Genomic DNA, 26319 nt, shown 5'->3' with positions numbered 1-26319 from the left:
AAAATATTTATTTAGAGTCTATTACGTTTAGCATAATTTGTCACCGTCCCTTTCACGTCGTAAACAATTCCATTTTCACTTAAAATTTCAGTTAAATCTAAATTCTTAAATTCATTATGAGAAACTGCGAAAACAATAGCATCAAATTTTTCATCGGGAAGGTCGGTAAATGTCGTTAAACCATATTCATGCTTAACCTCTTCAGGATTTGCCCAAGGATCAAAAATCGTTACTTGAGTTTCGTATTCTTCCAGACTTTTCACAACGTCCACCACTTTTGTATTTCTTACATCTGGACAATTTTCTTTAAAAGTAAATCCAAGCATTAACACTTTGGAATTTTTAACTTTTAGATCATGTTTTAGCATGAGTTTAACAACTTCGCTCGCAACATATTGTCCCATTGAATCATTCATTCTTCGTCCTGCTAAAATTATTTCAGGATGATAGCCATATTCTTGGGCTTTTTGCGCTAAATAATAAGGATCAACGCCGATACAATGTCCTCCGACTAATCCTGGTTTGAATGGTAAAAAGTTCCATTTAGTTCCGGCTGCTTCCAAAACCGCATGAGTATCGATACCCAATAAATTAAAGATTTTAGCCAATTCGTTTACAAATGCAATATTGATATCACGCTGTGAGTTTTCAATAACTTTTGCTGCTTCTGCGACTCTGATAGTAGGTGCTAAATGTGTCCCTGCTGTTATGACAGAACTGTATAATGCATCAACTATTTTTCCAATTTCTTCTGTAGAACCTGAGGTTACCTTTAAAATTTTTTCTACAGTATGTTCTTTATCCCCAGGATTAATACGTTCGGGAGAATATCCTGCAAAAAAATCCAGATTAAACTTCATTCCAGAAACACTTTCCAACACTGGAATGCATTCTTCTTCTGTTGCACCGGGAAATACTGTAGATTCATAAATTACAATATCACCTTGTGATAGAACTTTACCTACAGTCTCTGAAGACCTATACAAGGGTGTTAAATCTGGTCGATTATGTTTATCTACTGGTGTTGGAACTGTGACCACATAGACATTGGCATCTTTAATGTCGTCTAAATTTGAAGAACAGAATAGCCCTATAGAATCGTGATCTTGTAATTCTGTTACATTAAAAGGATTTTCTTTTACGAGGACTGACTGTAAAACATTATTAGACACCTCTCGTGTATGATCAGTTCCCTGATTTAATTCTTCAATACGTTTTTTATTAATGTCAAAACCAATTACCGGATATTTGGTTGCAAATAGTCGGGCTAGAGGTAAACCTACATATCCTAAACCAATTACTGCAATTTTAAAATTTTTATTCATACACTATTGTCTTTAATTTCTTATAAAAATCATCTTTAATTTCTGAAGCTACTACTTTAGAGCCATAATAATTTAAATGACCCGCATCATAATACATTATGGTATCATTGTTAAAAGGAATATCTTTTATTACATCTTCATATTTTATATGTAATAAATAAACATTATTATTTTCTTTTAATAATTTAGTGATATAATGTGGCAAAGAATTTATTTTTATTGAATAATCATTGTCCTTATTATTGTCACGAATTATCCCTCTATTAACTTTAACAGGATTCTTATCTAAAATTGGAAAGTCAGAAAGTATTATTATTTTCTTTTCTTTTGGTACCTTATTTACAAAATATTTAAATGCCTCAGGCAATGAACTAATTGTATCAGACCATACTGAAGAAATAATAATAAATTTAGATTTTTTTATTGCATTTTCTGCTTTTTCTGTTAATTCTAAATAATTAGCATAGGAGCTATTACTTTTAAAATCCTTTCTGTTTATTCCTGGAATATTTGGATAAACATTATTTGTTACTGTTAGAAAATTAAATCTCTTATTCTTTCCTATTTCATCTAGAATCCCCTTATATACTAAAGCATGGCTATCGCCTATTAACAAAATAGAATCATTTGCTTTATCAATGTCACCAAAAAACTCTAGACCTGTAAAAGTTTCTGCATGCGATTTTATTCCAAATGTAGGTTTTGTGATATTATCTGAAAGATTATATAATTTTTCGTTAACCGGATTTGAATATTTAAATAAAACGAACAATAAAATTCCTAAAATACAACTATTAATAAAAAGGTTTCTCTTGGATAAATTTTTATATTTTTCTTCAATAAATTTATAGGAAGTTAATGATAAGACATATGTTAGTATTATAATGAAAATAGTTTCCTTAATATTAAATTGATATTCACTGTTATAATATCTTATGAATGCCATTATAGCCCAGTGCCATAAATAAATTGAGTAAGATATTTGACCTATATGAACTAAAATCTTATTAGTTAAAATTTTCGCATTTAAAAAACCATCCTTAAATATTAATAAAAACCCTGTTGCTAGACAAGGAACAAGCATCATCAAGCCTGGAAATTCTGAATTTTCCGAATAAACTACACTTGAAATTAAAATTAATATTAAACTTACTATTGTGATAAAACTTTTAATTTTCTCACTGAAGAAATTATTAATTTTAGTTTCTTTCATTCCAAATATTAATCCAATTAAAAATTCAGGAATTCTAGCGATTAATGAAAAATATATTATTTGTTTATTACCTAAGAAATGTATGTTATAATAAGAATACATAGTTAACATTATGATAATAAATAACGTTAGTTTAAACAGATATTCCTTTTTTACTATATATAGATAAATTGGTAATAGCAGATAAAATTGCATTTCAATTGATAGTGTCCATGTATGAAGGAATGGATTTTCACTGCTTTTTGCTCCGAAATAATTATCTTGAGTAGCCAAATATTGATTGGATCCAAAAATTGATGACCAAAACAAATTCATCCTCAACGAATTCATATCAATATTTAGATAAACTAAAGTACCTGTTGTTATAACAAATAATAGAAAAAATGCATAAACAGGAATCAACCTTTTAATTCTGCCAACATAGAAATCAATAAAATTAAATGTCGAGTGTTTAATTTTATACAATATTATACCAGATACGAGATATCCAGAAATCACAAAAAAGATATCTACTCCCACAAATCCTCCAGATAAATAACCCGAATTTAAGTGGAAAATAAATACTAATAGTACAGCAATCGCTCTTAGACCTTGAATATCGTATCTAAACTGCATTATTGTAAATTTTTCCAATACCACTTTACGGCTTCTTTTAAGCCTCTATCAATATCATGTGAAGGTTTATATTCCAACAATGTTTTCGCTTTATCAATAGATGCCAAAGAGTGCGGTATGTCCCCTACACGATTGGGACCGTGTATTACATTTACATCGGCTATCTTTTCATCAAATTTACTAAGGTGTTTTTTTAGATAACTTACAAGTTTGTTCAAGGTCGTCCGATCTCCTACAGCTGTATTGTATACAGTATTGACGGCATTTTGGTTGTTAGTAAGCATTGCTAATTCGTTCATCTGAATGACATTGTCAATATAAGTAAAGTCACGCGAATAATCCCCTGTCCCGTTAATGGTAAGAGGTTCATAGCTCATTAATTGTTTCACAAATAAAGGAATGACCGCAGCATAAGCTCCGTTAGGGTCTTGTCGGCGACCAAATACATTGAAATATCTCAGACCTATGCAAGATAAACCATAGGTTTTACTAAAAATATCTGCATACAATTCATTTACATATTTTGTAATTGCGTAAGGAGATAATGGTTTTCCAATTACTTCTTCCACTTTTGGTAAAGATTCTGAATCACCATAGGTAGAAGAAGATGCTGCATATACAAAACGCTTTACATTTGCATCCCTTGCAGCAATCAACATATTTAAAAAACCAGATACATTTACATCATTGCTGGTTATTGGATCTTTTATGGAACGAGGAACAGATCCTAAAGCTGCTTGGTGCAATATATAATCTACTCCCTCCACCGCTTTTTGACAGGTTGAAAAATCACGAATATCCCCTTCTATTAGCTGATAACACTGATTTGTAAGAAATGATTCTACATTGTGACGATGTCCCGTAGCAAAATTATCTAGACAAACAACATTATATCCTTTATTTAAAAAATATTCTGTAAGATTTGAACCTATAAATCCTGCACCGCCAGTAATTAAAATTTTATTCATTATTTATGATTTAAGCATTTTTCTCCACCATGATTTTTTAGAATCTACACCATAACCATATCCATATTTATAGCCGTATCCGTATCCACTGTTCATTTTACTAACATCGTTCAACACCAAACCTACATTTTTAATTTTCTTTTCTCTAATTTGCTTGTTGATAAAGCTGATCAATTCTTTTTCTGTATATCCTGATCTGGTCACATAAACCGTTACATCAGCAACATCTGAGAATAAGAAAGAATCTGTCACCAACATTAGTGGAGCTGTATCTAGAATAATATAATCGTATAAAGGTTTAAGACTTTCGATCAATTCATGATATCTTCCATTTGACAGCAATTCTGTAGGATTGGGTGTAATTGCACCCGAATAAATCACATCGCAAAATGGATTAAACGAAGTCGGATGTAGGATGTCAGATAGCTCCAGCTCGTCATCGTACATAAATTCTGAAAGACCAACTAAGCCTCTTCTACCCTCATTATATCTTTGTAATTGGGGATTACGAATATCGGAGCCGATAATCACCACTTTTTTTCGAGGAGTAGCCAATGTCAACGCCAAATTTACTGAAGTAAACGTTTTCCCTTCTCCCTTCACTGTAGAAGTCACAAAAACAACATGTCCCTTTTTGTTCTTAGGCAACATAAAATTTATATTGGTAATTAAAATTCTGAACGATTCTGCTAAAGGTGATAAATCATTAAGCTGTACAATTTCAGGCTCTCCTTTTTCCAAGGATGGAAGCTCTCCCAGAACAGCAGCACCACTAAGAAGATTTTCTAAGTCTTGCTTACTCTTAATTTTATTGTTGAATAGTTCTAAAAGATAAATGATAACAAAAGGAATTAACAATCCAACAAGAAGGGCTCCTAGATATATAATCATTTTTTTTGGAGAAACAGGAACAGGATTGGTCAAAGCATCATCCACAATTCTTGCTTTAGGAGCCGCAATAGCTAATGAAATTGCGGCTTCCTCGCGCTTTTGTAATAATAAAAGATATAGCTGCTCTTTAATATTCTGCTGTCTTTCAATACTTCTGAACAATTTTTCCTGTACAGGAATTTTCGATATTCTTCCAGATAATCTGTTTTGTTCGCTCAGAATTATACTTTTTGAAATTTGTAATGCAGATCTACTTTTCTGCAGACTTTGAATAACAGAACTTCTCATGCTGTTAATCTGACTGCTTATATTCTGAACAACAGGGTTTGCTATGGTTGAACTCTCGAGTAACCTGTTTCTATCAATCACCAACTGGTTATACGTGGCAATATTAGAAACAATTCCAGGATCTGAGAGTCCTACATTAAGTGGTAAAACCTGGTATGTTCCCTGTCGGGTTACCGAATTCAACAAACCATTTACCAATTCAAGCTGGGACTCATTTTCCAATTGCTTTTGGCGACCACTCATTACAGTTTGCAAAGACAATTCTGCTTCTGTCTGAATATCCGCAATATTATTTCGAAGCTTAAAGTCTTCCTTCTCTGTCTCTACTGTTCCAAGTTCTTTGCTGATCAGCCTAATTCTTTCATCAATAAAACTAGCTGTTTTCTGTGCCTCAGAATTTTTGTCTAGAATAGCTTCCCGGTTATAATTTACTGCCAATCCGTTGATAATATCCACTGCTTTTTCCGGAACCGGATCATTCATTGTTATTTTAAGAACCGTAGCTTCTTTCTGCACTAAACTTACATTGAGTTTAGTCAAATAATATCTGGCTCTGTCCATCCCAGACATAAACTGCAATCTAAACTCACTGCCTTCTTTGTTTCTAATATTTGTTTTATAGTCAACATTCTTCTGAAACATGATGACACCAAAAGGCATTGTTACAGATTTATTAAACTCGGTCTCTATATTGTTGTGAAAATCCTCCGATTTTACGACTATTTTATTTCCATTTACCTTAGCCAAAACTTCCTTTTTTGGATATTTGGCTTTTATGTTTTCACTTATTATTCTTACAAGAAAGGGAGATGTATCTTTATATAATTCTGTTTCTTTTATTTTTCCCTTAGAGTAAATATTGGTTTCCAATGCTTTCTCTTTTACTACAGAAAGCATCAATTTTTTAGATTTTAAGATTTCTATTTCATTATCGACAGAACTAGTCCCCATCCCGCCGATACCACTCAATTCTGATATTACAGACAATTCAGGCTGACCGGCAGAAGATTTCTTCACTTCTTTTATCAGTAAGGTTGACTCTGTATTGTATACAGGAATACTGTATCTTAAAAAGAACCATGCTATAATAACTGCTGCAATTGCACCTACAATAAACCAATACCAACGGTGAATGTAAGGTTTTAAAATTTCTCTGATATTTAGAGATTCTTCTTGAGTCTCTTCCTGTGTTTGGTTATAATCCACTATAAAAAATGATTATTGATAGTATTAATTTTTTGTAAGCGCCAGAACTCCTATGACCAATGAGGCAATTACAGATGCTACCGAAATGTACAAGCCTGTATTTGGATCTACTCTTGCTGATTTTTCTCTGTTTGCATTAGGCTGCACATAGACGATATCATTTTGCTTCAGATAATAATACGGTGAATTGATAAACTGAGCACTTGACAAATCTACCCTTCCTTTCGTAATTTGTCCGTCAATATTTCTAACAATCAACACATTGCTTCTCACCCCAAAAGGCGTTGAATCTCCAGCCAAACCTAATGCTCCCAATAATGTTGTCCCTCCATCAGGGATTACGTACGTTCCAGGTCTATTAACCTCGCCCAATACTGAAACCTTAAAGTTGACTAATTTTACATCCACTACAGGGCTCTTTACATACTGAGAAATTAAATCAATCAATTTAATTTTCATACTCTCAATATTTTCCTCTTTTGTACTCACCATTCCAATTTGCGGGAAAGTGATATTGCCGTCTGTATCTACAATATATGTGGGTCCAGAAACAGGTACTTGTTGCGGAAGGTTGTTAGAACTCGGTGAAGAATACTGAGTAATCGTGGCGCTTGACGAGTAATTTTGGTTGAATGGCTGTACAACGTCCATATCTTTAGCCGTTACCATGATAATTAATTGATCACCGGGCTGTAAAGTACTCCTGCTGTTTTTTATAGAATTATCTAACGCTATGTTTTCAATATCCGTCATATAATTGATCTCCTGCCTAGGTGTACAGGAGAATACGGCTAAAGACAGAACTCCGTATATGCAGTATTTTTTTAAATTCATTCTTAATAAATTTTTCACAAAAATAGGATTATTATTCTTCAAAATTTGTTCGTTTTATATTCTTTTTTAATTTAATTATAGGGGCTTTATTTAAGAGCCTGTTTACATTTCACCAAAATTAATTTCTTCCGACGGTTCCTTCGACAGGCTCAGGATGACAATTCATTTCGACAGACTCAGGATGACATTGACTCTATAGTATTCTGTACCTCTAAATTTACATTTTCTGATCCGTCTGACTGCTTTTTATCTAAGCTTTCATATTCAGAATTGTTGCTGATAAATTCAGGAACAATCTTTTTCAATAAAGTAACCACCTCCACTTTATCGCGTTTTACCGCCGATTTGATAATTTGGGCGAATAATTCCTCAATCTCTTCAAAAATCACCGTAGGATCTTTAGAGATCATGATTTTCTCATGATGTGTAGGAACTGTTTTGGCATCATTGCTCAACAATTCCTCATATAACTTCTCACCAGGACGCAATCCTATGAATTTAATTTTAATATCCAAATCAGGTGTGAAACCTGACAATTTAATCATTCTCTTCGCTAAATCTAAAATCTTGACAGGATCTCCCATATCAAACACATAGATCTCACCACCCCCTCCCATTGTTCCCGCCTGAAGAACCAGCTCACAAGCTTCCGGAATCGTCATGAAATATCTGATAATATCAGGATGGGTAATCGTAACAGGACCTCCTTTTTCTATCTGCTTTTTGAAATGAGGAATCACCGAACCATTGGATCCTAATACATTCCCAAAACGGGTCGTAATAAATTTCGTGATATTCCCTTCAGAATTCTGCAAGGACTGCACGAATAATTCAGCGGTTCTTTTTGAGGCTCCCATCACATTGGTAGGATTCACAGCCTTATCTGTAGAAACCATAACAAACCTGTTGACCTTATATTTTTTTGAAAGCAAAGCCACATTCCTTGTTCCCAAAACATTCACAAAAATAGCTTCATGTGGGTTTTCTTCAATTAAGGGAACATGCTTATACGCAGCAGCATGGTACACCATTGAAAACTGATAGATCTCAAATAATTTTTCTAATCTGTAAATATTGGAAATATCCGCAAGCACAAACTTGAATTTCTGTTCCGGAAATTTCTCTAGTAATTCCAGTTCCAATTCATACAACGGAGACTCTGCCTGATCTAAAACAACAATAAGAGAAGGGCTGAATTGTGCCACCTGCCTTACAATTTCACTTCCAATAGAACCCGCACCCCCCGTTACTAAAATATTTTTTTCAGCATGTCTGATAATAACATCTGTATTCTCAATTTTAATAGGTTTTCTGTTCAGTAAATCTTCAATCTGAAGCTGACGAATCCCCCCCACTAAATCAGAATCCCTCATCTTACTTACGGTAGGAGCCTTCAGTACTTTTAAACCATTATCTAATGCCAAGGTCATCCACTCTTCAAGCTCATGTTTTGACATGATCTCTTTAATAATCAATACCGCATCAAACTGGCTGATAATATTTGGGTTATGAAAAAAATAATCGATATTATAAATTTTATGTCCGAGCAACACCGCTTTATTAGAATCTGACCTTTTTGTAAGAAACCCAGCTAAACGATACGGGTAATTGGGATTATGAAGAATAGCTCTGGCCAAAGACACAGAAGCGTCTCCCACCCCAACAACCGCCACCTTGGTTTTTGAAGAAGACCCTTTATAATCGATTAAAAGATTAAAAACCTGCTTAATGAGCATTCTGAAAAAAAACATCATTGACACAGACACGAAAAAGTAAAGAAAAAGAGATGGATATAAATACAATGGCTTACCTGCAAAAATCTCAAATAAAAAGCTAATGAGAATCAACGTAAACAACGTACTTCCAGATGCAAGAATAATTTTAAAAAAATCAAAAAAAGTAGAATGCCTGATAATCCCCGCATAGGTCTTAAAAACAAACATAAACAGCAGATTAACCGCAATAAGAAACATTCTTTTTTCCCAACGATGAGCTGGAAAATTCACCTGTACATGGAGTTCTTCCAAAAAAACATACGACAAAAATATTGACATTAAAATAATGGAAATATCGATAATAATAACTATCCATCTAGGGATATATCTTAATTCTGTTAGTTTTAGAATATTATCCCCATTATAGAGAGCATTAAAAGCGTCACTAAGCTTTTTCATTCAACATTTTGGTGTTTTGTTATATTTGGCAAAGGTAATCATATTATTTTTATAAAAAAATGACTTATCACAGAGAATTATTATGTGTATACTATGATAACAAAATTTAATATTATCATCATGTAAATATATGCTTCTCAATAATTTACAATAATTAAAAAGTTACACTTTATTTACACATAATTCTCATTATGATAAAGATTATTGTAAAAATGAGTTTTCCTGAAAATTTTTGATTGCAAAAACTGCGCCGAAATCTTATTTTACTAAAAAAATCAGCTTTGCCTTAGAACTTAATAAAAAATTTCCCAGGCACCTCCTTCGACAGGCTTAGGATGACAGTTCGTTTGATGGGCTCAAGATGACAGCTTAAAAATGATGTACAATATAAAATGAGATAGTTAGCATAAACTGAATGAGAATTTCTAATGGCAGTTGTAAAGTTTTACCTTTCTTAAATAATTCTTGTGTTAATGATCAAGCACCTGCAAAATATTCTCATACTCAAAACCTCTGCCTAAAAGATATTTAATCGTTTTTGATTTTTTTTGATAATCTTTCAAACCCGTTAGTCTAGATTCATAATTTTCGTATAACCTTTGGATTGTTTTAATGTAATCATCTTCATCAATTTCGTCATAGCAACGGGTTATTAACTTTTCTGTAATGCCTTTCTGCTTCAGATGCATCTTGATTTTTGTTTTCCCCCAATGTTTGATATTAAATTTCCCACGAATGTAACTTCGGGTAAACCGTTCTTCATTCAGATAATTTTCTTTTAACAAATACAGAATAATTTCTTCCTTCGCCTCGGGAATCAACACAAATTCTCTCATTTTCTGCTCAACTTCAGCATGACAGCGATCCTGATATACGCAATAATTAACCAGTTTCTGTTTGGTTTCTTCAAAAGTGAAAAGTTTTTTTTCCGGCTGCATGGTTGATAGTTGATAGTTGATAGTTGATAGTTGATAGTTGATAGTTGATAGTTGATAGTTGATAGTTGATAGTTGATAGTTGATAGTTGATAGTTCAAAATTACAATTTGCAAAAAAGAGGTGCAAAATAATTTGCGCCTCTTTATTATCTATTTAAAGCAAAAACCTTTCTCACTGAACTTTTCTAAGTGCGAAAGATCCTGCCAAAAGCCTATTAATAGTTGAACAAAGCTTTGCCTTCCATCAATCCGTTTACTTTTTTTCTTACACCAGAAATTACTTCTTCGTTTTTGATATTATCAACCACTTCAGAAATTAACTCTGCGATTGTATTCATATCATTTTCTTTAAGACCTCTTGTGGTGATTGCTGCAGTTCCCAATCTGATCCCAGAAGTGGTAAACGGAGATTTATCATCAAAAGGAACCATATTTTTATTACAAGTAATATCCGCTTTTACCAAAGCTTTTTCAGTTTCTTTTCCGTTTACGCCCTTATTTCTAAGGTCAACCAGCATTAGGTGATTATCTGTTCCACCGCTTACAATGTCAAAACCTAACCCGACCATTGCTTTGGATAAAGCCTGAGCATTAGATTGCACCTGCTTAGCATACGTCAAGAACTGATCATCAATCGCTTCAGCAAATGCTACAGCTTTTGCACCGATAACGTGCTCCAGAGGACCACCCTGTATTCCCGGGAATACTGCTCCGTCTAAAACCTGACTCATCTGCTTGATTTCTCCTTTTGGAGTTTTGTGTCCATACGTATTTTCAAAATCTTTCCCCATCATGATCATTCCCCCTCTTGGACCTCTCAAAGTCTTGTGAGTTGTTGTTGTCACTACATGGCAATGTTCGAATGGATTATTTAAAAGACCTTTTGCTACCAAACCTGCAGGGTGTGCAATATCTGCCCAAAGTGTAGCGCCGATCTCGTCTGCAACTTCTCTGAATTTCGCATAATCTAAATCTCTTGAGTATGCTGAAAATCCTGCAATTAACATTTTGGGTCTTTCTCTCAATGCCACTTCTCTCATCTGATCATAATCAATCAAACCTGTCTCCTGCTGCACCCCGTAGGAAACTACATCATACTGAATTCCTGAGAAATTCACCGCAGAACCGTGAGTAAGGTGACCACCCATCGAAAGATCCATCCCCATGATTTTGTCTCCCGGTTTTAAAACTGCCAGATAAATTGCAGCATTTGCCTGAGAACCAGAATGTGGCTGAACATTTACATAGTCGACCCCGAAAAGCTGTTTTGCTCTTTCGATTGCCAACGTCTCAACCTCATCTACCACTTCACAACCTCCGTAATATCTTTTTCCGGGGTATCCTTCTGCATATTTATTAGTCAATACACTTCCCATGGCTTTCATTACGTTTTCAGAAACAAAGTTTTCTGAAGCAATCAGCTCTAATCCGTGGGATTGTCTTTCTCTTTCTTTTTCGATAAGGTCAAAAATAATGTCCATTTACTTTTAGATTTTTAGATTTTGAGTGTCAAAAATACGGAATTTCAGAGAATTATTCGTTATCAATCAACCCATTAATTTATAATTGATTAATCATTCAGCATTTAAAAGGTATTTCAAAGAAATTTGCTTCTCAATCACAGTAAGGGGAATTCTTAAAATTCGTTAAGATTGTGTTTTGTAGAGAATGAAGAATAAATTTTGACTAATTTTAAAAAGTTTCTTAAGAAAAATATATATTTGAACAAATCTTAAAAAGGAAAAAATAGTCTGAATTATGGGAAAGAAAAAATACAAAAAACAATTGCTCAATTCTTTAAAATCTCTTGGTAAATCTGAATATTTAATCCTAAAAAGCATGACCAATCTTATGATACAGCGTGAGTTGAAAAAAAATAACATCACGTTCAAAGATGGTGACACATTCAGTTTCAAGGATAATATTTTTGATTACAGCGAAGATAAAAACGTGAGAAAATTAGCCAAACTTCGCCGACAAATGTTGAAAACAATGAATAAATTGGTGGTGAAAAATAAATTTAAGGATAAAGAAATTAAGTTTTTGAGCTAGTTCTCAACTGAGTTTCGGTTAAAGAAAACTTAGGAAAATAATTTATCCGGTTTACGTATTTAATAAAAAAAGTCCCAGAATATCCGGGACTTTTGCTTTTCAAATTAAACTAAAAAAACTATTTCTTCGCTTTCTCCTTTAATTCTTCTTTATCTTTATCAGAAGGATTCCAGACTTTTACTTCGGCATTTTTGTCAATTCCTGATAGAATCTGAACATTGATACCGTCACTCGCTCCTAATTTTACAAAGACTTTTTTGAATTTCCCATCCTTCTGTTTTACCTCAACAAAAGACTTGTCTTTGCCACCGACTTTTTCGTACTGAATCAAAGATTCATCCAACAACAAAGCGTTTTTCTGAGAACTCATCACAATCTCTCCGTTTGCTGAAAATCCTGCTCTGATGTACTCATTGTTTGGATTATCAACATCACCTTCAACCGGGAATTTTATGGTTCCATTGGTATCTTTTCCTTTTGGAGCGATCATCGTCAGCCTTCCAGGGAAAGATTTATTCTGCAACGCTCCGATCACGATGTTCATATCCATTCCCTGCTTCAGTTTTCCGGCTTGCGCCTCATCAATTTCCCCTTGGAAAATCAATGAATTAAGATCCGCAATCGAACAGATAGTAGTTCCTGCGTTGAAAGAGTTGGCTTCAATCACCTGACTTCCCACTTTTACAGGGACTTCAAGAACGGTTCCTGAAGCTTTTGAACGAATCTGAGTCGTTGCCAGCCCCTGCAATTCAGGAGTTGCCCCTGTCTTTACAATCTGTAATCTTTTTTGCGCAGTCTGAAGCTGCTGATTGGCGTTTTTCAAACCCTGTTGTTGAGCAAACAACTGCTGCTGAGAATTTAAATATTCCTGTTTTGAAATCACTCCCTGACTAAACAGTTTTTGCTGCATAGCAAACTGTTTTTGCATATTTTCAACATTCATCTTTGCATTGCTGATCTGAAGCTGAGAATTCATCACTTCCTGCTGAGCATTGTTTACCTCAGCAATATTAGGAATGATTTTTACTGTAGCAATCAGCTGACCTGCTTCTACCCTATCTCCTTCATCAACCAAGATTTTATCGATAATGCCTGCAATATTGGGTTTGATTTCGATTTCTTCCTTAGGAACAATTTTCCCTGTTGCCATTACTTTATCATCCATATTCTGAACGGTAGGCTTTCTCGTTAAAAAGGTTACACTTTCCTTAGAATTTGATTTCACCAGATATCTGATTCCCATGATAAGGACGCCTGCGAAAATAATTCCGAGGACGATGTAGATCGCTTTCTTCCAGCTGAACTTCTTTTTCATATATAGTTTATTTTTTTTAATTTTTATTTAAATTGAATTGTGATTAACTACAATTTATAATTATATAATTAGGTTTCTCCCTTCCTTTGATTTCGCCCCTTGACTACGTCTAATTTTCGATTCAGGGTTTATGTTAATTTCTTTTTCAAATTACAGGGTTTCACCCTGTGTTTGTTTAGATCGTCCTTTCATGAATTATTATTTATTCGAAGAGACTTCGTAAAACGTCAGATCACACTTGGCTCTTTTTACTTTTATCTTATTCCTTCCTTTCGGTTTTTTTTACTTTTACCCTGACTCTTTAACAACCTACTCTGATCTCAACGCCTCTATCGGTCGTATTTTCACAGCTCTCTGCGCAGGAATCATTCCGATGATCAGGCCTAAGAAAACCATTACAGACATGGCTGAAAAAACGTTTCCGTAATTGACAGTTGGATTGTAGAATGGAAACTCGTCCTGACCTTGCGTTGCCAAATCCAATCCCATCAGCAAAAGTATTCCGAAAATAAACCCTAAAAGACCCGAGGACAGCGTAATTACTACGCTTTCAAGCAGAATCTGATTGCGGACTTCTGAAGGTTTAGCCCCTAGTGCTCTTCTGATTCCGATTTCTTTGGTTCTTTCCTTAACGGTAATCAGAAGGATATTTGAAATGGCAATTACTCCGGCAAGAATTGTTAAAGTTCCTACGATGATGGTTAAAAGCTGCATTCCGTCTAGAAATCCGGTTAATTTTTTAAATTCCTTTCCGAGGTTGAAACTTCCAAAAGCATTGGTATCTTCAGGGGAAACTTTGTTTTTATTTTTTAAAACGTCTTTAATTTTTACTTCCACTTCACTTACCTCAGCATCCGGCTTACTTACCACCGAAAAAACATCAATTTTATCCCCGTTATTGAATAATCTAGTAAAAGAAGAAAGCGGAATATAGACAGTTCGGTCATTTTCCATGGGGCCGCCTCTTTTCACCCTGAAAACCCCGATAACGTTAAAGAAAACCCCTTTTACATTAATGGATTTCCCAAGTGGATTTTCATTTTTCTTCGCGTCAAAAAAGTTTTTGTAAATCTCTTCTCCGATGACGGCTACATTTTTATTTTGAGATAAATCAGCATCATTTAAATATCTTCCGAAGATCAGTTTTTTCTCTGAAATTTTATTTCCGATGGGTGAATCTCCAGTCAGTGTGTAAGTAGCATATTTTCCGTTTCTTGACATCTGCTCGCCTGCAGTTCCGAAATTACCACGCGAATTTTGCGGGGAAATATAATCCACCTGCGATACTTTTCGTTGCAATAGATCAATATCTGAAAGATGCAGATCCATTTCTCTCCCTTTTGGAAAGCCGTCGTAAGGTATAGAAGTATTTTGTGCCCACAGAAAAATGGTATTGGTTGCAAATCCCGAAAAAAGTTTATCAAAACCATTTTCCATGCCCTTTGCAGCACCCAGAAGACTCACATAGAGAAACATTCCCCATCCTACGCCAATCATGGTAAGAAAGGTACGAAGCTTATTATTTCTCAAAGAATAATAAATTTCCTGCCATGTATCTTTACTAAATAGAATATTCACTTTTATTGAGTTATAAGTTATTAATTATGGGCTATGAGTCATTTATTTTCAAATTAACTCATTATCAAATTTTCAAATTAAATTATTCCGTTCTCAACGCTTCAATCGGTTTTATTTTTGAAGCTCTGTAGGCCGGAACAAATCCCGCAATCAAACCTGAAAGCACCAATGCTACAAAGGCCATTACAATTTCTGTAGTGCCGACACTCGGGTTTTTGATAAAGTATTCTTCAAGACTGTCACCGATAAGATGTAAGGTTAAAATACCTACCCCAACGCCTACAAGACCTGAAACTACGGTAATGACAACACTTTCCTGAACAATCAACCCTACAATACTTGAGGGTTTGGCTCCGATCGCTTTTCTTACTCCGATTTCTTTTGTTCGTTCTTTTACGATATAGACCATGATGTTGCTGATCCCGATAATTCCGGCAAGTAAAGTTCCGAGCCCAATAAAACCGACAATTGCAGTAAGAACCGCCATAAACACGAATGTATCGCTCATGTTTTGGGCATTGTTCCACACACGGATACCGTTCTCGTCATCAGGTGAAACGTTTTTTCTCGACTTGAGCTTTTCCTTCAGTTCATCTCCGTATTTGATTGCCTCATCGGGTGTCAATTTTTCGTCGTATGCAATAAAAGTTGTCGTCACCGTATCTGATCCTTTTTTCATCTGCTGAAGTGTTGAAATAGGAACAGAAATATGCCTTTCATCCCAGTCGCCACCGTCATCTGAAAAAACGCCGACCACCTTGAACATGGTACCATTGATGTCGATATCTTTTCCTACAGGGTTTCCGTTTTTAATTAAATCCCGTTGCACCATTCTACCAATTACCGCTACATTCTGTTTATTTTTCAAATCATTCGGCGAAAGATACCTTCCATCTAACAACTTCCTGTTTTCAATAAATTTTTCTTCCGTATCTGCCCCGTTGATCTGATAGTTACCACTTTCTTTTCCATATTTCACCAGCAGATTGGCTGTATATCTCGGACTTGCGTAACCTACTTTTTCTTTATCTGAATTAACAAGAAAATCGTAATCATCATTATTCATGGTTACCTCACGGTCAGATTGCAAACCTTTGTAAGCAATGGTTGTTTTGCCCGTCACAATCGTAATAAGATTCTGAGCATCTCTTGCAAAACCTTCTGTAAAAGCATTCTGTAAGCCCTTACCGATTCCGAAGAGAACAATAAAAATGAAAAGCCCCAGCGCCACGGTAAACCCTGAAAGCACCGTCCGCAATACATTACTGCGAATAGAACTGAATATTTCCTGCCAACGATCTAGGTCAAACATAATTTTATTTTTTTTACTTTGTAAAAAAAGTCAATTTGCTTCGCAGTGAATTTTGCTAGCAAGTCAATTATTTTCAATGTCAATTTTAATTTCTTTGAGTCAATTGTTAATTAAATTCTGCTAAACTCACTTGCAAAGCAAAATTCACCATTTACAATTCTCTATTTTAACATTCCACTCAAAAGAATGAATGTTGTGTTTAATTTATTTCCTGCTTTTTCTAAAATTAAATAAAACAAGATATTCAGATTCAACAATAATATCAAAATAAGAATCTAATTCTATCACAGAACCTCTTGCGATTTCAAAATATCTTTTTCTATCATTTTCAGATTTTCCTGAACAGCCTTCTGAAATATTTAAAACTACAGAAGTAGATGCTCTTCGTATTTGATCTGTTAAATTATACTTCTCCTCTATTGGAAGTTCTTTTAATATTTTATAGCATTCAAATCTTAATTCTCTTGCTGATTTATAAACATCAAGTTTATAGTGATTGAGATTTAAAAAAATCTTTTCTCTTTTTAAAATTCATTCGTGTTTACTTTAAAATTATGAAACTTGCATTCATATTAACTTGCGAAGCAAAATTGACCATTCACAATTACCTTTAAAGCACAATCTGCTTAATAAACTCATCGCTTTCAATGATTCCGTCTCGTAAAACGACATTTCTTTTGGTTTGAGCAGCAACATCAGGTTCGTGGGTAACGACGATGATGGTTTTTCCTTCGTTGTTGATGTCCTGAAGAAGCTTCATAATATCATGGGTCGTTTTAGAATCTAATGCCCCCGTCGGTTCATCAGCTAAAACCACTTTTGGATTTGTAATTAACGCTCTCGCAATAGCAACCCTTTGTTTTTGTCCTCCGGAAAGCTCATTCGGAAGATGCGTTGCCCATTGTGCCAAGCCTACCTTTTCGAGATATTCCATTGCCCTCTGGTTACGTTCTTTTCTCGGTACATTTTGGTAATACAAAGGTAATGCAACATTATCCAAAGCCGTTTTATACCCAATCAGGTTAAAAGACTGAAAAACAAAGCCAAGAAATTTCGAACGGTATTCCGCAGCTTTTATCTCATTCAGATGTTCAATCGGAATTCCATCGAGGTTGTAAACACCACTGTCTTTTTCATCCAGAATCCCGATAATATTCAACAAAGTTGATTTACCGGAGCCCGAACTTCCCATAATGGAGACAAATTCACCCTCTTCAATAGTAAGGTTAATACCTTTGAGAACGTGCAGTTTACTCTTGCCCGTATCGTATGATTTATGTAGATCCTGAATTACTAACATTAAGTGATTGCTGTTTTTATTTCCAATAAGTAGTATATATTTTGGTTTTGTTACAAGTTTGAAAAAAACTTTAAAAAAATTAATGTTTAATATATAATTTACTTAAAATCAAATTAATAAAACAAAGTGTTTAACTTCAATCGTCACAGAACTTAGATTTCCACAGGTTAAGTATCTCTAAACCAATATCAGAGCGAGTTCCATGTAAATGTGGAAAACTTTTACGGTTAAAAGTCAGCCAATTAGTCTTTACCCCTTTCCAAATCAGTTCTTTTTTTCGAACTTTGTGCTTCGCACGGTACGAGAGATGAATAATAATTTCCGTTTGTAAGTTTAAAAGACAACTTACAACGAATCAGAAAGTTATCCATTTTCCGGGTTTTATACACAGTGATCTATTTTTATAATTTTTAAGACATTACATTCAATATGGGAATTTTTGATAAAAGAGTAAGCTATAAGCCATTTGAGTATCCTGAAGTTCTTCAGTTTACAGAAGCGATCAACAAATCTTTCTGGGTACACTCAGAAGTTGATTTCACGGCAGACGTTCAGGATTTTCAGTCGCAGCTGGAGCCGCACGAAAAAAATGCGGTAAAAAATGCACTTTTGGCGATTGCTCAGATTGAAGTTTCGGTAAAGTCATTTTGGGGAAACCTTTATCATCACTTACCAAAACCTGAATTGAACGGTTTAGGATCTACCTTTGCTGAATGTGAATTCCGTCATTCTGAAGCCTATTCGCGTTTGCTGGAGGTTTTAGGATATAACGAGGAATTTACTCATGTTGTAGAAGTTCCTGCATTGAAGAAAAGAATTGATTTCTTATCCAACGTGCTGAAACATGCCAATTCTGCAACGCCGAAAGAGTACGTTTCTTCTTTGCTTCTGTTCAGTATTCTGATTGAGAACGTGTCTTTGTTCTCGCAGTTTGCGATTATTTTATCGTTCACAAGATTTAAAGGTTTCATGAAAAATGTTTCCAATATTATTGCGTGGACGTCTATTGATGAGCAGATTCATGCGAACGGCGGAATTTATCTGATCAATAAAATCCGTGAAGAGCAGCCGGATCTTTTAACTGATTCTGATATTGAAGATATTTACACTTTGGTAGACCAGTCGATCGAGCTTGAAGGAGAAATTCTTGACTGGATCTTTGAAATGGGCGAATTGGACAAATTCTCAAAACAAGATTTGATCAACTTTATGAAATACCGTGTTGACGAAAGTTTAACCAAAATCAACATGGAAAAACGTTACAATACTACAGCAGAACAATACAGTCCGATGAAATGGTTTGAAGAGGAAGTTTTCGCCAATTCTATGGATGATTTCTTCGCAAAAAGACCGGTGGATTATACGAAGCATGATAAGAGTATTACGGCGAATGATCTTTTCTAAATTATGAATTTCAAATTTTAGATTTTAGATTATTTGGGCACCTGAGAACTTCAAGGCTTTATTAAAATTTATGCTTTGTTGTCATTGCGAACAATGTGAAGCAATCTTTGAACTATTTGTAAATCACCATAACAAAAAGAGCTCCGTTCAAGTCGGGGAGCGAGCGAAGCGAGCGTCAAAACAGCTAGTATTAGAGATGTCATGCTGAGCCTATCGAAGCATCTGCAAAAAAAATGAGACTGCCTAGTTCCTCGCACTGAATAAAAGATAAAAATATGATTAATGTAATCGTAAGTTATACCGTAAAACCTGAATTTGTTTCTGAAAACAAAAGCAACATTCAGAAATTTTTGAATGATTTTAAAAATTTAGATCAGACAAAATTTGAGTATAAAGTTTTTGTAAAAGAAGATGGTGTTACGTTCGTTCATTTTTCAAATTATGAAAGCGAAGAAGTTCAGAATGAAGTTTTAAACATTCCGTCCTTCAAAGAATTTCAGAGATTAAGAGACGAGAGCGGACTTAATGATTCTCATAAAGTAGAATTTTTAAAGCCTGTTTGAAATAAATAAGGGCGCGAGCGAAGCGAGCGTCGAAACATATGTATTAGAGGCATGTCATTCTGAACGTAGCAAAGCGTAGTGAAGAATCTCTAAAAAGTAATTTGATATAAACATAATTGAGATTCCTCGTTCCTCGGAATGACAAACTGGAAAGCATCAATAGAAACGGGTTAAAGCCCGTTTTCAAAAAGATAAAATGTATTTGGCTTTAGCCAAAACTTAGAGAGATTGCTTCGTTCCTCGCAATGACGTGATTCAGAAGTAAAGAAAAACAAAACGTCGTCCTAGCCCTGATTGAGCGACATGTTTGAGCTTTTTTTCTTGACAAAAGAAAAAAGCGAGTAGCGAAAGCAGGTAGACCAATGAGGAGAAAGACAAAATTTTCTGCTCCTAAAAAAATAATAACACAATGTACCTTGTACATTTTACAATATAAAAAGATGGAAGAACAAAAAAGCGATATCTGGTGGCTCAACGAAGAATCTGAGCAAATGCTGAACAGAGGTTACCTTCTGAAGGGGGAAACTGTAGACGGTGCAATCGACAGAATCACGACTGCTGCGGCAAAAAAATTATACAAACCTGAACTGCAGCCGGCTTTCAAGGAGATGATCATGAAAGGATGGATCAGTTTTTCTTCTCCGGTGTGGGCGAATATGGGAACGCAGAGAGGTCTTCCAATCTCTTGTTTCAACGTGCATATTCCTGACAGCATTGAAGGAATTACCCACAAAATGGGTGAAGTCATCATGCAGACGAAAATCGGTGGCGGAACTTCAGGATATTTCGGGGAACTTCGTAACAGAGGAACTGCGGTAACCGATAACGGAAAATCTTCGGGAGCAGTTTCGTTTATGAAGCTGTTTGACACTTCTATGGATGTCGTTTCTCAGGGAGGTGTAAGAAGAGGTGCTTTTGCAGCGTATCTTGATGTTGACCACGGTGATATAGAAGAATTTTTATCAATTAAAGACATTGGAAGTCCGATTCAGAACCTGTTTACAGGAATTTGTGTGCCGGATTACTGGATGCAGGATATGATCGACGGTGATGCCGACAAGCGTAAAATCTGGGCGAGAGTTTTGGAAAGTCGTCAGCAAAAAGGTCTTCCGTACATTTTCTTTACTGATAATGTGAACAGAAACAAACCTCAGGTGTATAAAGACCTTGGATTAACCATTAATGCGAGTAATCTTTGTTCTGAAATTATGCTTCCGTCTACAAGACAAGAATCTTTCATCTGCTGTCTTTCTTCTATGAACTTAGAATTGTATGACGAGTGGAAAGATACCAACGCGGTACAATTGGCTATTTATTTCCTAGACGCTGTATTATCTGAATTTATAGAGAAAACTGAGGGGAATTATTACCTTCAGGGAGCAAGAGATTTCGCAATGCGTCACAGAGCGCTTGGTTTGGGAGTTTTGGGTTACCACTCTTATCTTCAGAAAAACATGATCCCTTTTGAGAGTTTTGAGGCGACGCAGTTTAATGCAAGAGCTTTCAAACACATCAGAGCTCAGGCGGATATTGCATCAAAAGAATTGGCAAACATTTACGGTGAACCGGAATTATTGAAAGGTTACGGAATGAGAAATACAACGGTAATGGCCATTGCTCCTACCACTTCAAGTTCAGCGATCTTGGGACAGACTTCTCCAGGAATCGAGCCATTTGCTTCAAATTATTACAAAGCTGGTTTGGCAAAAGGAAACTTCATGCGTAAGAATAAGTATCTTGCCAAATTGCTTGAGGAAAAAGGCCTTGACAACGAAGAAACATGGAGAACGATTATGTTGAACCACGGTTCTGTACAACACCTGAATGAACTGACTGACGAAGAAAAAGCAGTGTTCAAAACCTTCAAAGAAATCTCTCCGATGGAGATTATTTCTCAGGCTGCACAAAGACAGCAGTACATCGACCAGGCACAGTCTCTGAACCTACAGATTCCATCTACAATGCCAGTGAAGGATGTAAATTATCTTTACATTGAAGCTTGGAAAAAAGGTGTGAAAACTTTGTATTACCAAAGAAGTTCGTCTGTTTCTAAGGAAATGATGGTGAATTTTGTGAGCTGTTCGGCTTGTGAAGCTTAATAGAAGATACAAGTAAAAAGTAAAAAGAGCCATGTTTTTGGCTGTTAATATATGACCGCAGGATTTTTTCTGCGGTTTTTTTGTTTTCAGAAACAATAAAATTTAAGTATTTTTTATACATTTGAGCACGGTGAAAAAACTACTAACAGCCATAATTCTGCTTACTTTAAATCAAATTTTATTTTCACAGAAAATAGAGATTTACATTAATGATCATCTGGAAATCATTTCAAAAGAAGATTATAAAAAGCGTGGAGTAAATTACCGTCTTCAAAACATTGAAACTGATTCTGTTCTGTATAAAGTTCGTGTGGAGCATGAAGGCAAAGGAAAACTTACAACCACAGAATTCAGTGAATTAAAAAAATCACTTAGTGTTTCAGAAACTGATACAAAAAATATCGTAATTCATTACTATCAAGGCTTGGATGCGTGTAATCAGCATGCCGATAAAAATGAGTTTGTAATTGATGATATTAGGACATACAACAGAAAATTCAAAAAATCAAATTCTAATCTGTATTTTGTTTACAAAGAAACAAAAGGTTTAAAAAACAGGCTTGATATAACAACCTGGATAGATGATACTTCAGGTGCAATAGAAAATCTATTTTTTAAGATGGAATATCCCTGCGATTCTGCAGTTGTTATTTTTCCGGATGGAAATTATATTATCTTTAGAGGAGAACATAATTGGGAAAAAGTGTTTAATACTACAACAGAAAATTATACTATGTAGATATTAACTAAAACCACGGGAATTTGCCGTGGTTTTTATTTTTTTAAAAAAAAGTAAAATAAACTTTACATATTGTAAAATATTCTTTACATTTGTTTCAATAAAATTTTACAACATGAATAGATTACAACTTTTGCCAAACCGTTTTAAGATGATTGGATGGTTTATTTTTCTTCCTTCGCTAATTTTAGGATTGATTTCTCTTTCGGGAGTAATGAATTTTGAAATCTCTTTGCCTGTAATCTACAATTCCGGATTTTTTAATGATGAAGAACAAGGTTTTTTGAAGAATGCAGAAATTGATTTATTTCCGAATTTATTTGGTCTTTTAATTATCATCGGTGGAATTCTGGTGGGATTTTCCAAAGAAAAAATTGAGGATGAATATATTTCAAGTCTGCGTTTAAAATCCGTCTTCTGGAGTCTTATTGTCTCCTACTCTATCGTTTTTATTTTATTCGTTACCGTTTTCGGAAGCCTGTTTCTTACCGTCATAATTCTCATTATGTTTCTGCCTATGGTTTTGTATGTTTTCAGATTTAATTATTTACTGCTTAAAAAATGAAAAATACAATAAAAATTGAGAGAGCTTTAAAAAGTATTACTCAGGAAGATTTAGCGAAAACAATCAGCGTTTCGAGGCAAACCATCAATGCTATGGAAGCGGGAAAATACGTTCCGTCTACGGTTTTGGCTTTGAAGATTGCGAGATATTTCGGGAAGAAGGTGGATGATATTTTTGAGTTGGAGGATGGGGATTGAGTTTAAATTTTAGTAAATTAGTTTTATTTTAATTTGATGAAAAAACTCTTTATCGTTGTACTAATTTTTATAATACAGCTATCGTATTCTCAATCTAAAATTTATGCTTTCGTAGGTAAGAAGATTTCCGTCGAAAGAGTAAAATCTGAAAACAATTTCTATTTAAAATACAAAAATGTTTACAAGGTGGAACAGTCGTTTGATAAAGAGATTAAGTCAGACACTCTTGTTTTTAATTCTTACACGCACATGAATCAAATTCAATATTCTGTTTATGATTACGCTATAATCTACCTTGTCAAAAACGATATTGGTGAATTGGTTCATCGAAGAACTTATTACAAACCGATAATTTTAAAGAAAAATGGAGTGTGGTATGGCTTTGACAAGTCCGATAATAACAGTGATCAATACGAAATTGTGAACAATGAGCACCTTAATATCAGAAAAAATCTGGTGGTTGGAAAGACCGTTTTTCAAGAAAAAATAAAGAAAAAATGGCTTATTAATGCTTTTTATCCAAAACAATTCTTCTCACGAATCGGTAAAAATAAAATTGAGATTAAATATCTCAAATCAGCAGAAAAACTTTATCAATCTAATTAGATTTACTATTTTTAATAATCCAAAACTAATCAACAGTTATGAAATTCGGACAAGTAGAAGACCCGTCAAAAGTAGATTTCGCTTTACCTAAAGACCATTCGAGAACCAAAGAAATTTTAAAGCACAATAAAAAAGGGCTTGAAAATATCTCTATCGGTTGCGCAAAATGGAATAAAACAGATTTGAAAGGTTTCTACCCAAAGGGTACGAAAGACGAATTGGGATATTATTCGACACAGTTTAATTCGATTGAATTGAACGCAACTTTCTACGGAATGCCGACTTCAGAACAGGTTTTAACGTGGAAAGAAAAAACGCCGAAAGACTTTAAATTTTTCCCAAAAATTACCAATACCGTTTCCCACTTCAGAAGACTTTTGAATATTGATGATGTCGTCACTCAGTTTGCAACAGCCGTTTTAAATTTTGATGAAAAACTGGGAATGGTTTTTCTTCAGCTTCATGATAATTTCAAACCGAAAGATTACGAAAGACTGGAACAGTTTGTGACGAAATGGCCCAAAGAAGTGCCGTTAGCGATCGAACTCAGAAATACGGAATGGTTTACTGATGAAGAAATTTTAGATAAAACCTGCCAGCTTTTTGAAGATAACAATATTACAAACATTATCGTCGACACCGCCGGAAGAAGAGATATGCTTCATATGAGACTGACGACTCCTAACGCTTTTATCAGATACGTTGGAGCCAATCACGAAAGCGATTATGAACGATTGGATGACTGGTTGAAACATCTTACGAAATGGAAGAAAGAAGGTTTACATAATCTGTATTTTTTCGTTCATCAAAACCTTGAAAAAGCTTCACCGCTGCTTTCTTCTTATCTTATTAAAAATATGAATGATGAGTGGAAAACAGATATTCATATTCCGGTGATGGGACAGGAAAATATGCCGAGTTTGTTTTAAACAAAAACGTACTTGAAAAAATACACACTTCAATTTACGCTTACATTTCTGCTGTTTATTTTTGTAAATACTTCCTTTTACTGGGAAGGTAATTTGGGTTTAATGGCTTTTCCTGCTTTTTTAGTTTTATTCGTTGTTTACTTCATATTAGCGATTGAACTGATTAGACAGATTTACATTTCTTTCAGGGACAAATTTGCTAACAAAGCACGGAACATACTGTTAATTTGTATATCTCTCTGTCTCTTAATAACGACTATAAGACCTAATGGGATTATAGATTTTGACAGATTGGAAGGTGCAGACCGGATAGTCGCATCTGCAGAAGGTACAGCAAATTGTTCTTCAAGATTAAAATTAAAAGACAGCGAAAAATTTACTTTTGAAAGTATTTGTTTTGGAATTGAAAGATCAAAAGGTGAATATAAAATAATTAAGGATACCATTTACTTCACCAAAACAACAAGAAATTCATTCAATCCTGCGTTTGCAATTATTGATAAACAAGAAAGTGAAATCATTATTTACAATAATAAGAATGATAAAAATCCGATGCATTTATCAATCATACATCAATAATCAGAGTCCTTTCTTCCTCAACATCAGAGAAACATTTAAAAATATCAGGAGAAAGCACAAAGTAACCCAAATTCCTGTCTGCATATTTTCAAAATTGTATGTTTCGACATGCTTTTTTGCCTGTTCCGCAAGCTTTTCACTTTGAATAATGTAGTTTTGAACTTCAACAATCTGATCCATATTTTTATTCGGAACGGCGTGCTGGGAAAAGTATACCATATTTTTCTTTCCAAGATATCCTACAATCCAATATTGGTCAGATTTAGTCATTTTAAGATGTTCAATTCTGTAATATTCAGGACGAACATTTCCAATATGTTTTGTCTCAAAAGTCCCACTTTTATCAAGATTATTGACATTAATTACATAAAAATCAAGCGGCTGTGGAAGCTTATTAATCACCTGCAATGAAACAGAATTTCTCACAATACCAATCGAACTTTTTTTGATAAACCAATAAGTAAAAAGCGATATGGAAAATACCAACGTAAAAATCCGAAAAATTTTTGCCCATTTAGCAAACTCTCCGGTTTTCACTTTATAAAGGAAAAGCGAAAGAATCAGTGAAAAGAAAATGATAGAAATGATAAATCCCATACTGCAAAGATAATCAATAGAGATGTTTTACAG

The 26319-nt window shown here is 34.4% G+C and carries 24 protein-coding genes; 10 read left to right on the top strand and 14 right to left on the bottom strand.

Annotated features, from left to right (window positions below):
• Positions 1–11 precede the first annotated feature (11 nt).
• The 8 genes from AR685_RS14970 to glyA form a co-directional block, all read right to left on the bottom strand.
• Positions 12–1325, bottom strand: coding sequence for a nucleotide sugar dehydrogenase (locus tag AR685_RS14970; RefSeq protein ID WP_059125034.1), 1314 nt, complete (start codon positions 1323–1325; stop codon positions 12–14).
• Positions 1318–3153: an acyltransferase family protein gene (locus AR685_RS14965; protein ID WP_059125033.1), complete on the bottom strand. Its 1836-nt coding sequence runs from the start codon at positions 3151–3153 to the stop codon at positions 1318–1320. Before AR685_RS14965 ends, AR685_RS14970 begins: the two co-directional genes overlap by 8 nt.
• Positions 3153–4121 carry an SDR family oxidoreductase gene (locus AR685_RS14960; RefSeq protein WP_059125032.1) on the bottom strand — a complete coding sequence of 323 codons (969 nt, stop codon included), beginning with the start codon at positions 4119–4121 and terminating at the stop codon, positions 3153–3155. The genes AR685_RS14965 and AR685_RS14960 overlap by 1 nt, the downstream gene beginning before the upstream one ends.
• Before the next feature lie 3 nt (positions 4122–4124).
• Complete coding sequence (locus tag AR685_RS14955; RefSeq protein WP_059125031.1) at positions 4125–6506, bottom strand: GumC family protein; 2382 nt, start codon at positions 6504–6506, stop codon at positions 4125–4127.
• Positions 6507–6530: 24 nt separating this feature from the next.
• On the bottom strand, positions 6531–7340 hold the full coding sequence (locus AR685_RS14950) for a polysaccharide biosynthesis/export family protein (RefSeq protein WP_059125030.1): 810 nt from the start codon (positions 7338–7340) through the stop codon (positions 6531–6533).
• A 176-nt stretch (positions 7341–7516) separates the two neighbouring features.
• Positions 7517–9514 (bottom strand): polysaccharide biosynthesis protein, encoded by a 1998-nt coding sequence (locus tag AR685_RS14945; protein WP_059125029.1) that lies wholly within the window; start codon positions 9512–9514, stop codon positions 7517–7519.
• A gap of 470 nt (positions 9515–9984) precedes the next feature.
• Positions 9985–10452: a regulatory protein RecX gene (locus AR685_RS14940; protein WP_059125028.1), complete on the bottom strand. Its 468-nt coding sequence runs from the start codon at positions 10450–10452 to the stop codon at positions 9985–9987.
• 214 nt (positions 10453–10666) lie between these two features.
• The gene (gene glyA, locus AR685_RS14935; RefSeq protein ID WP_059125027.1) at positions 10667–11932 is read right to left on the bottom strand and encodes a serine hydroxymethyltransferase; all 1266 of its coding nucleotides are present in this window, start codon (positions 11930–11932) and stop codon (positions 10667–10669) included.
• Between the two features lie 277 nt (positions 11933–12209).
• Here glyA and AR685_RS14930 point away from each other — a divergent pair, with 277 nt between their 5' ends.
• Positions 12210–12503 (top strand): hypothetical protein, encoded by a 294-nt coding sequence (locus AR685_RS14930; RefSeq protein WP_047442384.1) that lies wholly within the window; start codon positions 12210–12212, stop codon positions 12501–12503.
• 118 nt (positions 12504–12621) lie between these two features.
• Here AR685_RS14930 and AR685_RS14925 read toward each other — a convergent pair whose 3' ends face one another.
• The 5 genes from AR685_RS14925 to AR685_RS14910 form a co-directional block, all read right to left on the bottom strand.
• Positions 12622–13818: an efflux RND transporter periplasmic adaptor subunit gene (locus tag AR685_RS14925; protein WP_047442385.1), complete on the bottom strand. Its 1197-nt coding sequence runs from the start codon at positions 13816–13818 to the stop codon at positions 12622–12624.
• A 309-nt stretch (positions 13819–14127) separates the two neighbouring features.
• A complete protein-coding gene (locus tag AR685_RS14920; RefSeq protein WP_047442386.1) occupies positions 14128–15396 on the bottom strand; it encodes an ABC transporter permease in 1269 nt (422 codons plus the stop codon).
• An 82-nt stretch (positions 15397–15478) separates the two neighbouring features.
• A complete protein-coding gene (locus tag AR685_RS14915; protein ID WP_059125026.1) occupies positions 15479–16708 on the bottom strand; it encodes an ABC transporter permease in 1230 nt (409 codons plus the stop codon).
• 204 nt (positions 16709–16912) lie between these two features.
• Complete coding sequence (locus AR685_RS17900) at positions 16913–17146, bottom strand: four helix bundle protein (protein ID WP_262483881.1); 234 nt, start codon at positions 17144–17146, stop codon at positions 16913–16915.
• A 172-nt stretch (positions 17147–17318) separates the two neighbouring features.
• Positions 17319–18008, bottom strand: coding sequence for an ABC transporter ATP-binding protein (locus AR685_RS14910; RefSeq protein ID WP_047442388.1), 690 nt, complete (start codon positions 18006–18008; stop codon positions 17319–17321).
• A gap of 429 nt (positions 18009–18437) precedes the next feature.
• Between AR685_RS14910 and AR685_RS14905 the strand changes: the two genes are divergently transcribed.
• The 9 genes from AR685_RS14905 to AR685_RS14865 all read left to right on the top strand — a co-directional run bounded on the left by AR685_RS14905 (position 18438) and on the right by AR685_RS14865 (position 25689).
• Positions 18438–19412, top strand: coding sequence for a ribonucleotide-diphosphate reductase subunit beta (locus AR685_RS14905; RefSeq protein WP_047442389.1), 975 nt, complete (start codon positions 18438–18440; stop codon positions 19410–19412).
• A 275-nt stretch (positions 19413–19687) separates the two neighbouring features.
• Positions 19688–19975, top strand: a complete 288-nt coding sequence (locus AR685_RS14900) for a hypothetical protein (protein ID WP_047442390.1) — start codon at positions 19688–19690, stop codon at positions 19973–19975.
• 440 nt (positions 19976–20415) lie between these two features.
• Complete coding sequence (locus AR685_RS14895; protein WP_047442391.1) at positions 20416–22074, top strand: ribonucleoside-diphosphate reductase subunit alpha; 1659 nt, start codon at positions 20416–20418, stop codon at positions 22072–22074.
• Positions 22075–22204: 130 nt separating this feature from the next.
• Complete coding sequence (locus AR685_RS14890; protein ID WP_131777638.1) at positions 22205–22813, top strand: hypothetical protein; 609 nt, start codon at positions 22205–22207, stop codon at positions 22811–22813.
• 115 nt (positions 22814–22928) lie between these two features.
• On the top strand, positions 22929–23378 hold the full coding sequence (locus AR685_RS14885; RefSeq protein ID WP_131777637.1) for a hypothetical protein: 450 nt from the start codon (positions 22929–22931) through the stop codon (positions 23376–23378).
• Positions 23375–23575 carry a helix-turn-helix transcriptional regulator gene (locus AR685_RS14880; protein ID WP_059125023.1) on the top strand — a complete coding sequence of 67 codons (201 nt, stop codon included), beginning with the start codon at positions 23375–23377 and terminating at the stop codon, positions 23573–23575. The genes AR685_RS14885 and AR685_RS14880 overlap by 4 nt, the downstream gene beginning before the upstream one ends.
• 36 nt (positions 23576–23611) lie before the next feature.
• Positions 23612–24181: a hypothetical protein gene (locus AR685_RS14875; RefSeq protein WP_059125022.1), complete on the top strand. Its 570-nt coding sequence runs from the start codon at positions 23612–23614 to the stop codon at positions 24179–24181.
• A 38-nt stretch (positions 24182–24219) separates the two neighbouring features.
• Positions 24220–25110 (top strand): DUF72 domain-containing protein, encoded by an 891-nt coding sequence (locus tag AR685_RS14870; protein WP_047442395.1) that lies wholly within the window; start codon positions 24220–24222, stop codon positions 25108–25110.
• A gap of 12 nt (positions 25111–25122) precedes the next feature.
• Positions 25123–25689, top strand: a complete 567-nt coding sequence (locus AR685_RS14865; RefSeq protein ID WP_059125021.1) for a hypothetical protein — start codon at positions 25123–25125, stop codon at positions 25687–25689.
• Here AR685_RS14865 and AR685_RS14860 read toward each other — a convergent pair whose 3' ends face one another.
• Positions 25690–26286, bottom strand: coding sequence for a hypothetical protein (locus tag AR685_RS14860; RefSeq protein WP_082002061.1), 597 nt, complete (start codon positions 26284–26286; stop codon positions 25690–25692).
• Positions 26287–26319: the final 33 nt, after the last annotated feature.

This window comes from Chryseobacterium sp. JAH (genome assembly GCF_001507335.1).
In the GTDB taxonomy this organism is placed as follows: domain Bacteria; phylum Bacteroidota; class Bacteroidia; order Flavobacteriales; family Weeksellaceae; genus Chryseobacterium.
Note: the sequence above shows the minus strand (reverse complement) of the source record. Positions and strands in the feature narration are given on the sequence as shown.

Coding starts and splice junctions, on each gene's coding strand:
- AR685_RS14970 (WP_059125034.1), bottom strand. CDS start 1,325: ATGAATAAAAATTTTAAAATTGCAGTAATTGGTTTAGGATATGTAGGT.
- AR685_RS14965 (WP_059125033.1), bottom strand. CDS start 3,153: ATGCAGTTTAGATACGATATTCAAGGTCTAAGAGCGATTGCTGTACTA.
- AR685_RS14960 (WP_059125032.1), bottom strand. CDS start 4,121: ATGAATAAAATTTTAATTACTGGCGGTGCAGGATTTATAGGTTCAAAT.
- AR685_RS14950 (WP_059125030.1), bottom strand. CDS start 7,340: ATGAATTTAAAAAAATACTGCATATACGGAGTTCTGTCTTTAGCCGTA.
- AR685_RS14945 (WP_059125029.1), bottom strand. CDS start 9,514: ATGAAAAAGCTTAGTGACGCTTTTAATGCTCTCTATAATGGGGATAAT.
- AR685_RS14940 (WP_059125028.1), bottom strand. CDS start 10,452: ATGCAGCCGGAAAAAAAACTTTTCACTTTTGAAGAAACCAAACAGAAA.
- glyA (WP_059125027.1), bottom strand. CDS start 11,932: ATGGACATTATTTTTGACCTTATCGAAAAAGAAAGAGAAAGACAATCC.
- AR685_RS14930 (WP_047442384.1), top strand. CDS start 12,210: ATGGGAAAGAAAAAATACAAAAAACAATTGCTCAATTCTTTAAAATCT.
- AR685_RS14925 (WP_047442385.1), bottom strand. CDS start 13,818: ATGAAAAAGAAGTTCAGCTGGAAGAAAGCGATCTACATCGTCCTCGGA.
- AR685_RS14915 (WP_059125026.1), bottom strand. CDS start 16,708: ATGTTTGACCTAGATCGTTGGCAGGAAATATTCAGTTCTATTCGCAGT.
- AR685_RS14910 (WP_047442388.1), bottom strand. CDS start 18,008: ATGTTAGTAATTCAGGATCTACATAAATCATACGATACGGGCAAGAGT.
- AR685_RS14905 (WP_047442389.1), top strand. CDS start 18,438: ATGGGAATTTTTGATAAAAGAGTAAGCTATAAGCCATTTGAGTATCCT.
- AR685_RS14900 (WP_047442390.1), top strand. CDS start 19,688: ATGATTAATGTAATCGTAAGTTATACCGTAAAACCTGAATTTGTTTCT.
- AR685_RS14895 (WP_047442391.1), top strand. CDS start 20,416: ATGGAAGAACAAAAAAGCGATATCTGGTGGCTCAACGAAGAATCTGAG.
- AR685_RS14885 (WP_131777637.1), top strand. CDS start 22,929: ATGAATAGATTACAACTTTTGCCAAACCGTTTTAAGATGATTGGATGG.
- AR685_RS14880 (WP_059125023.1), top strand. CDS start 23,375: ATGAAAAATACAATAAAAATTGAGAGAGCTTTAAAAAGTATTACTCAG.
- AR685_RS14875 (WP_059125022.1), top strand. CDS start 23,612: ATGAAAAAACTCTTTATCGTTGTACTAATTTTTATAATACAGCTATCG.
- AR685_RS14870 (WP_047442395.1), top strand. CDS start 24,220: ATGAAATTCGGACAAGTAGAAGACCCGTCAAAAGTAGATTTCGCTTTA.
- AR685_RS14860 (WP_082002061.1), bottom strand. CDS start 26,286: ATGGGATTTATCATTTCTATCATTTTCTTTTCACTGATTCTTTCGCTT.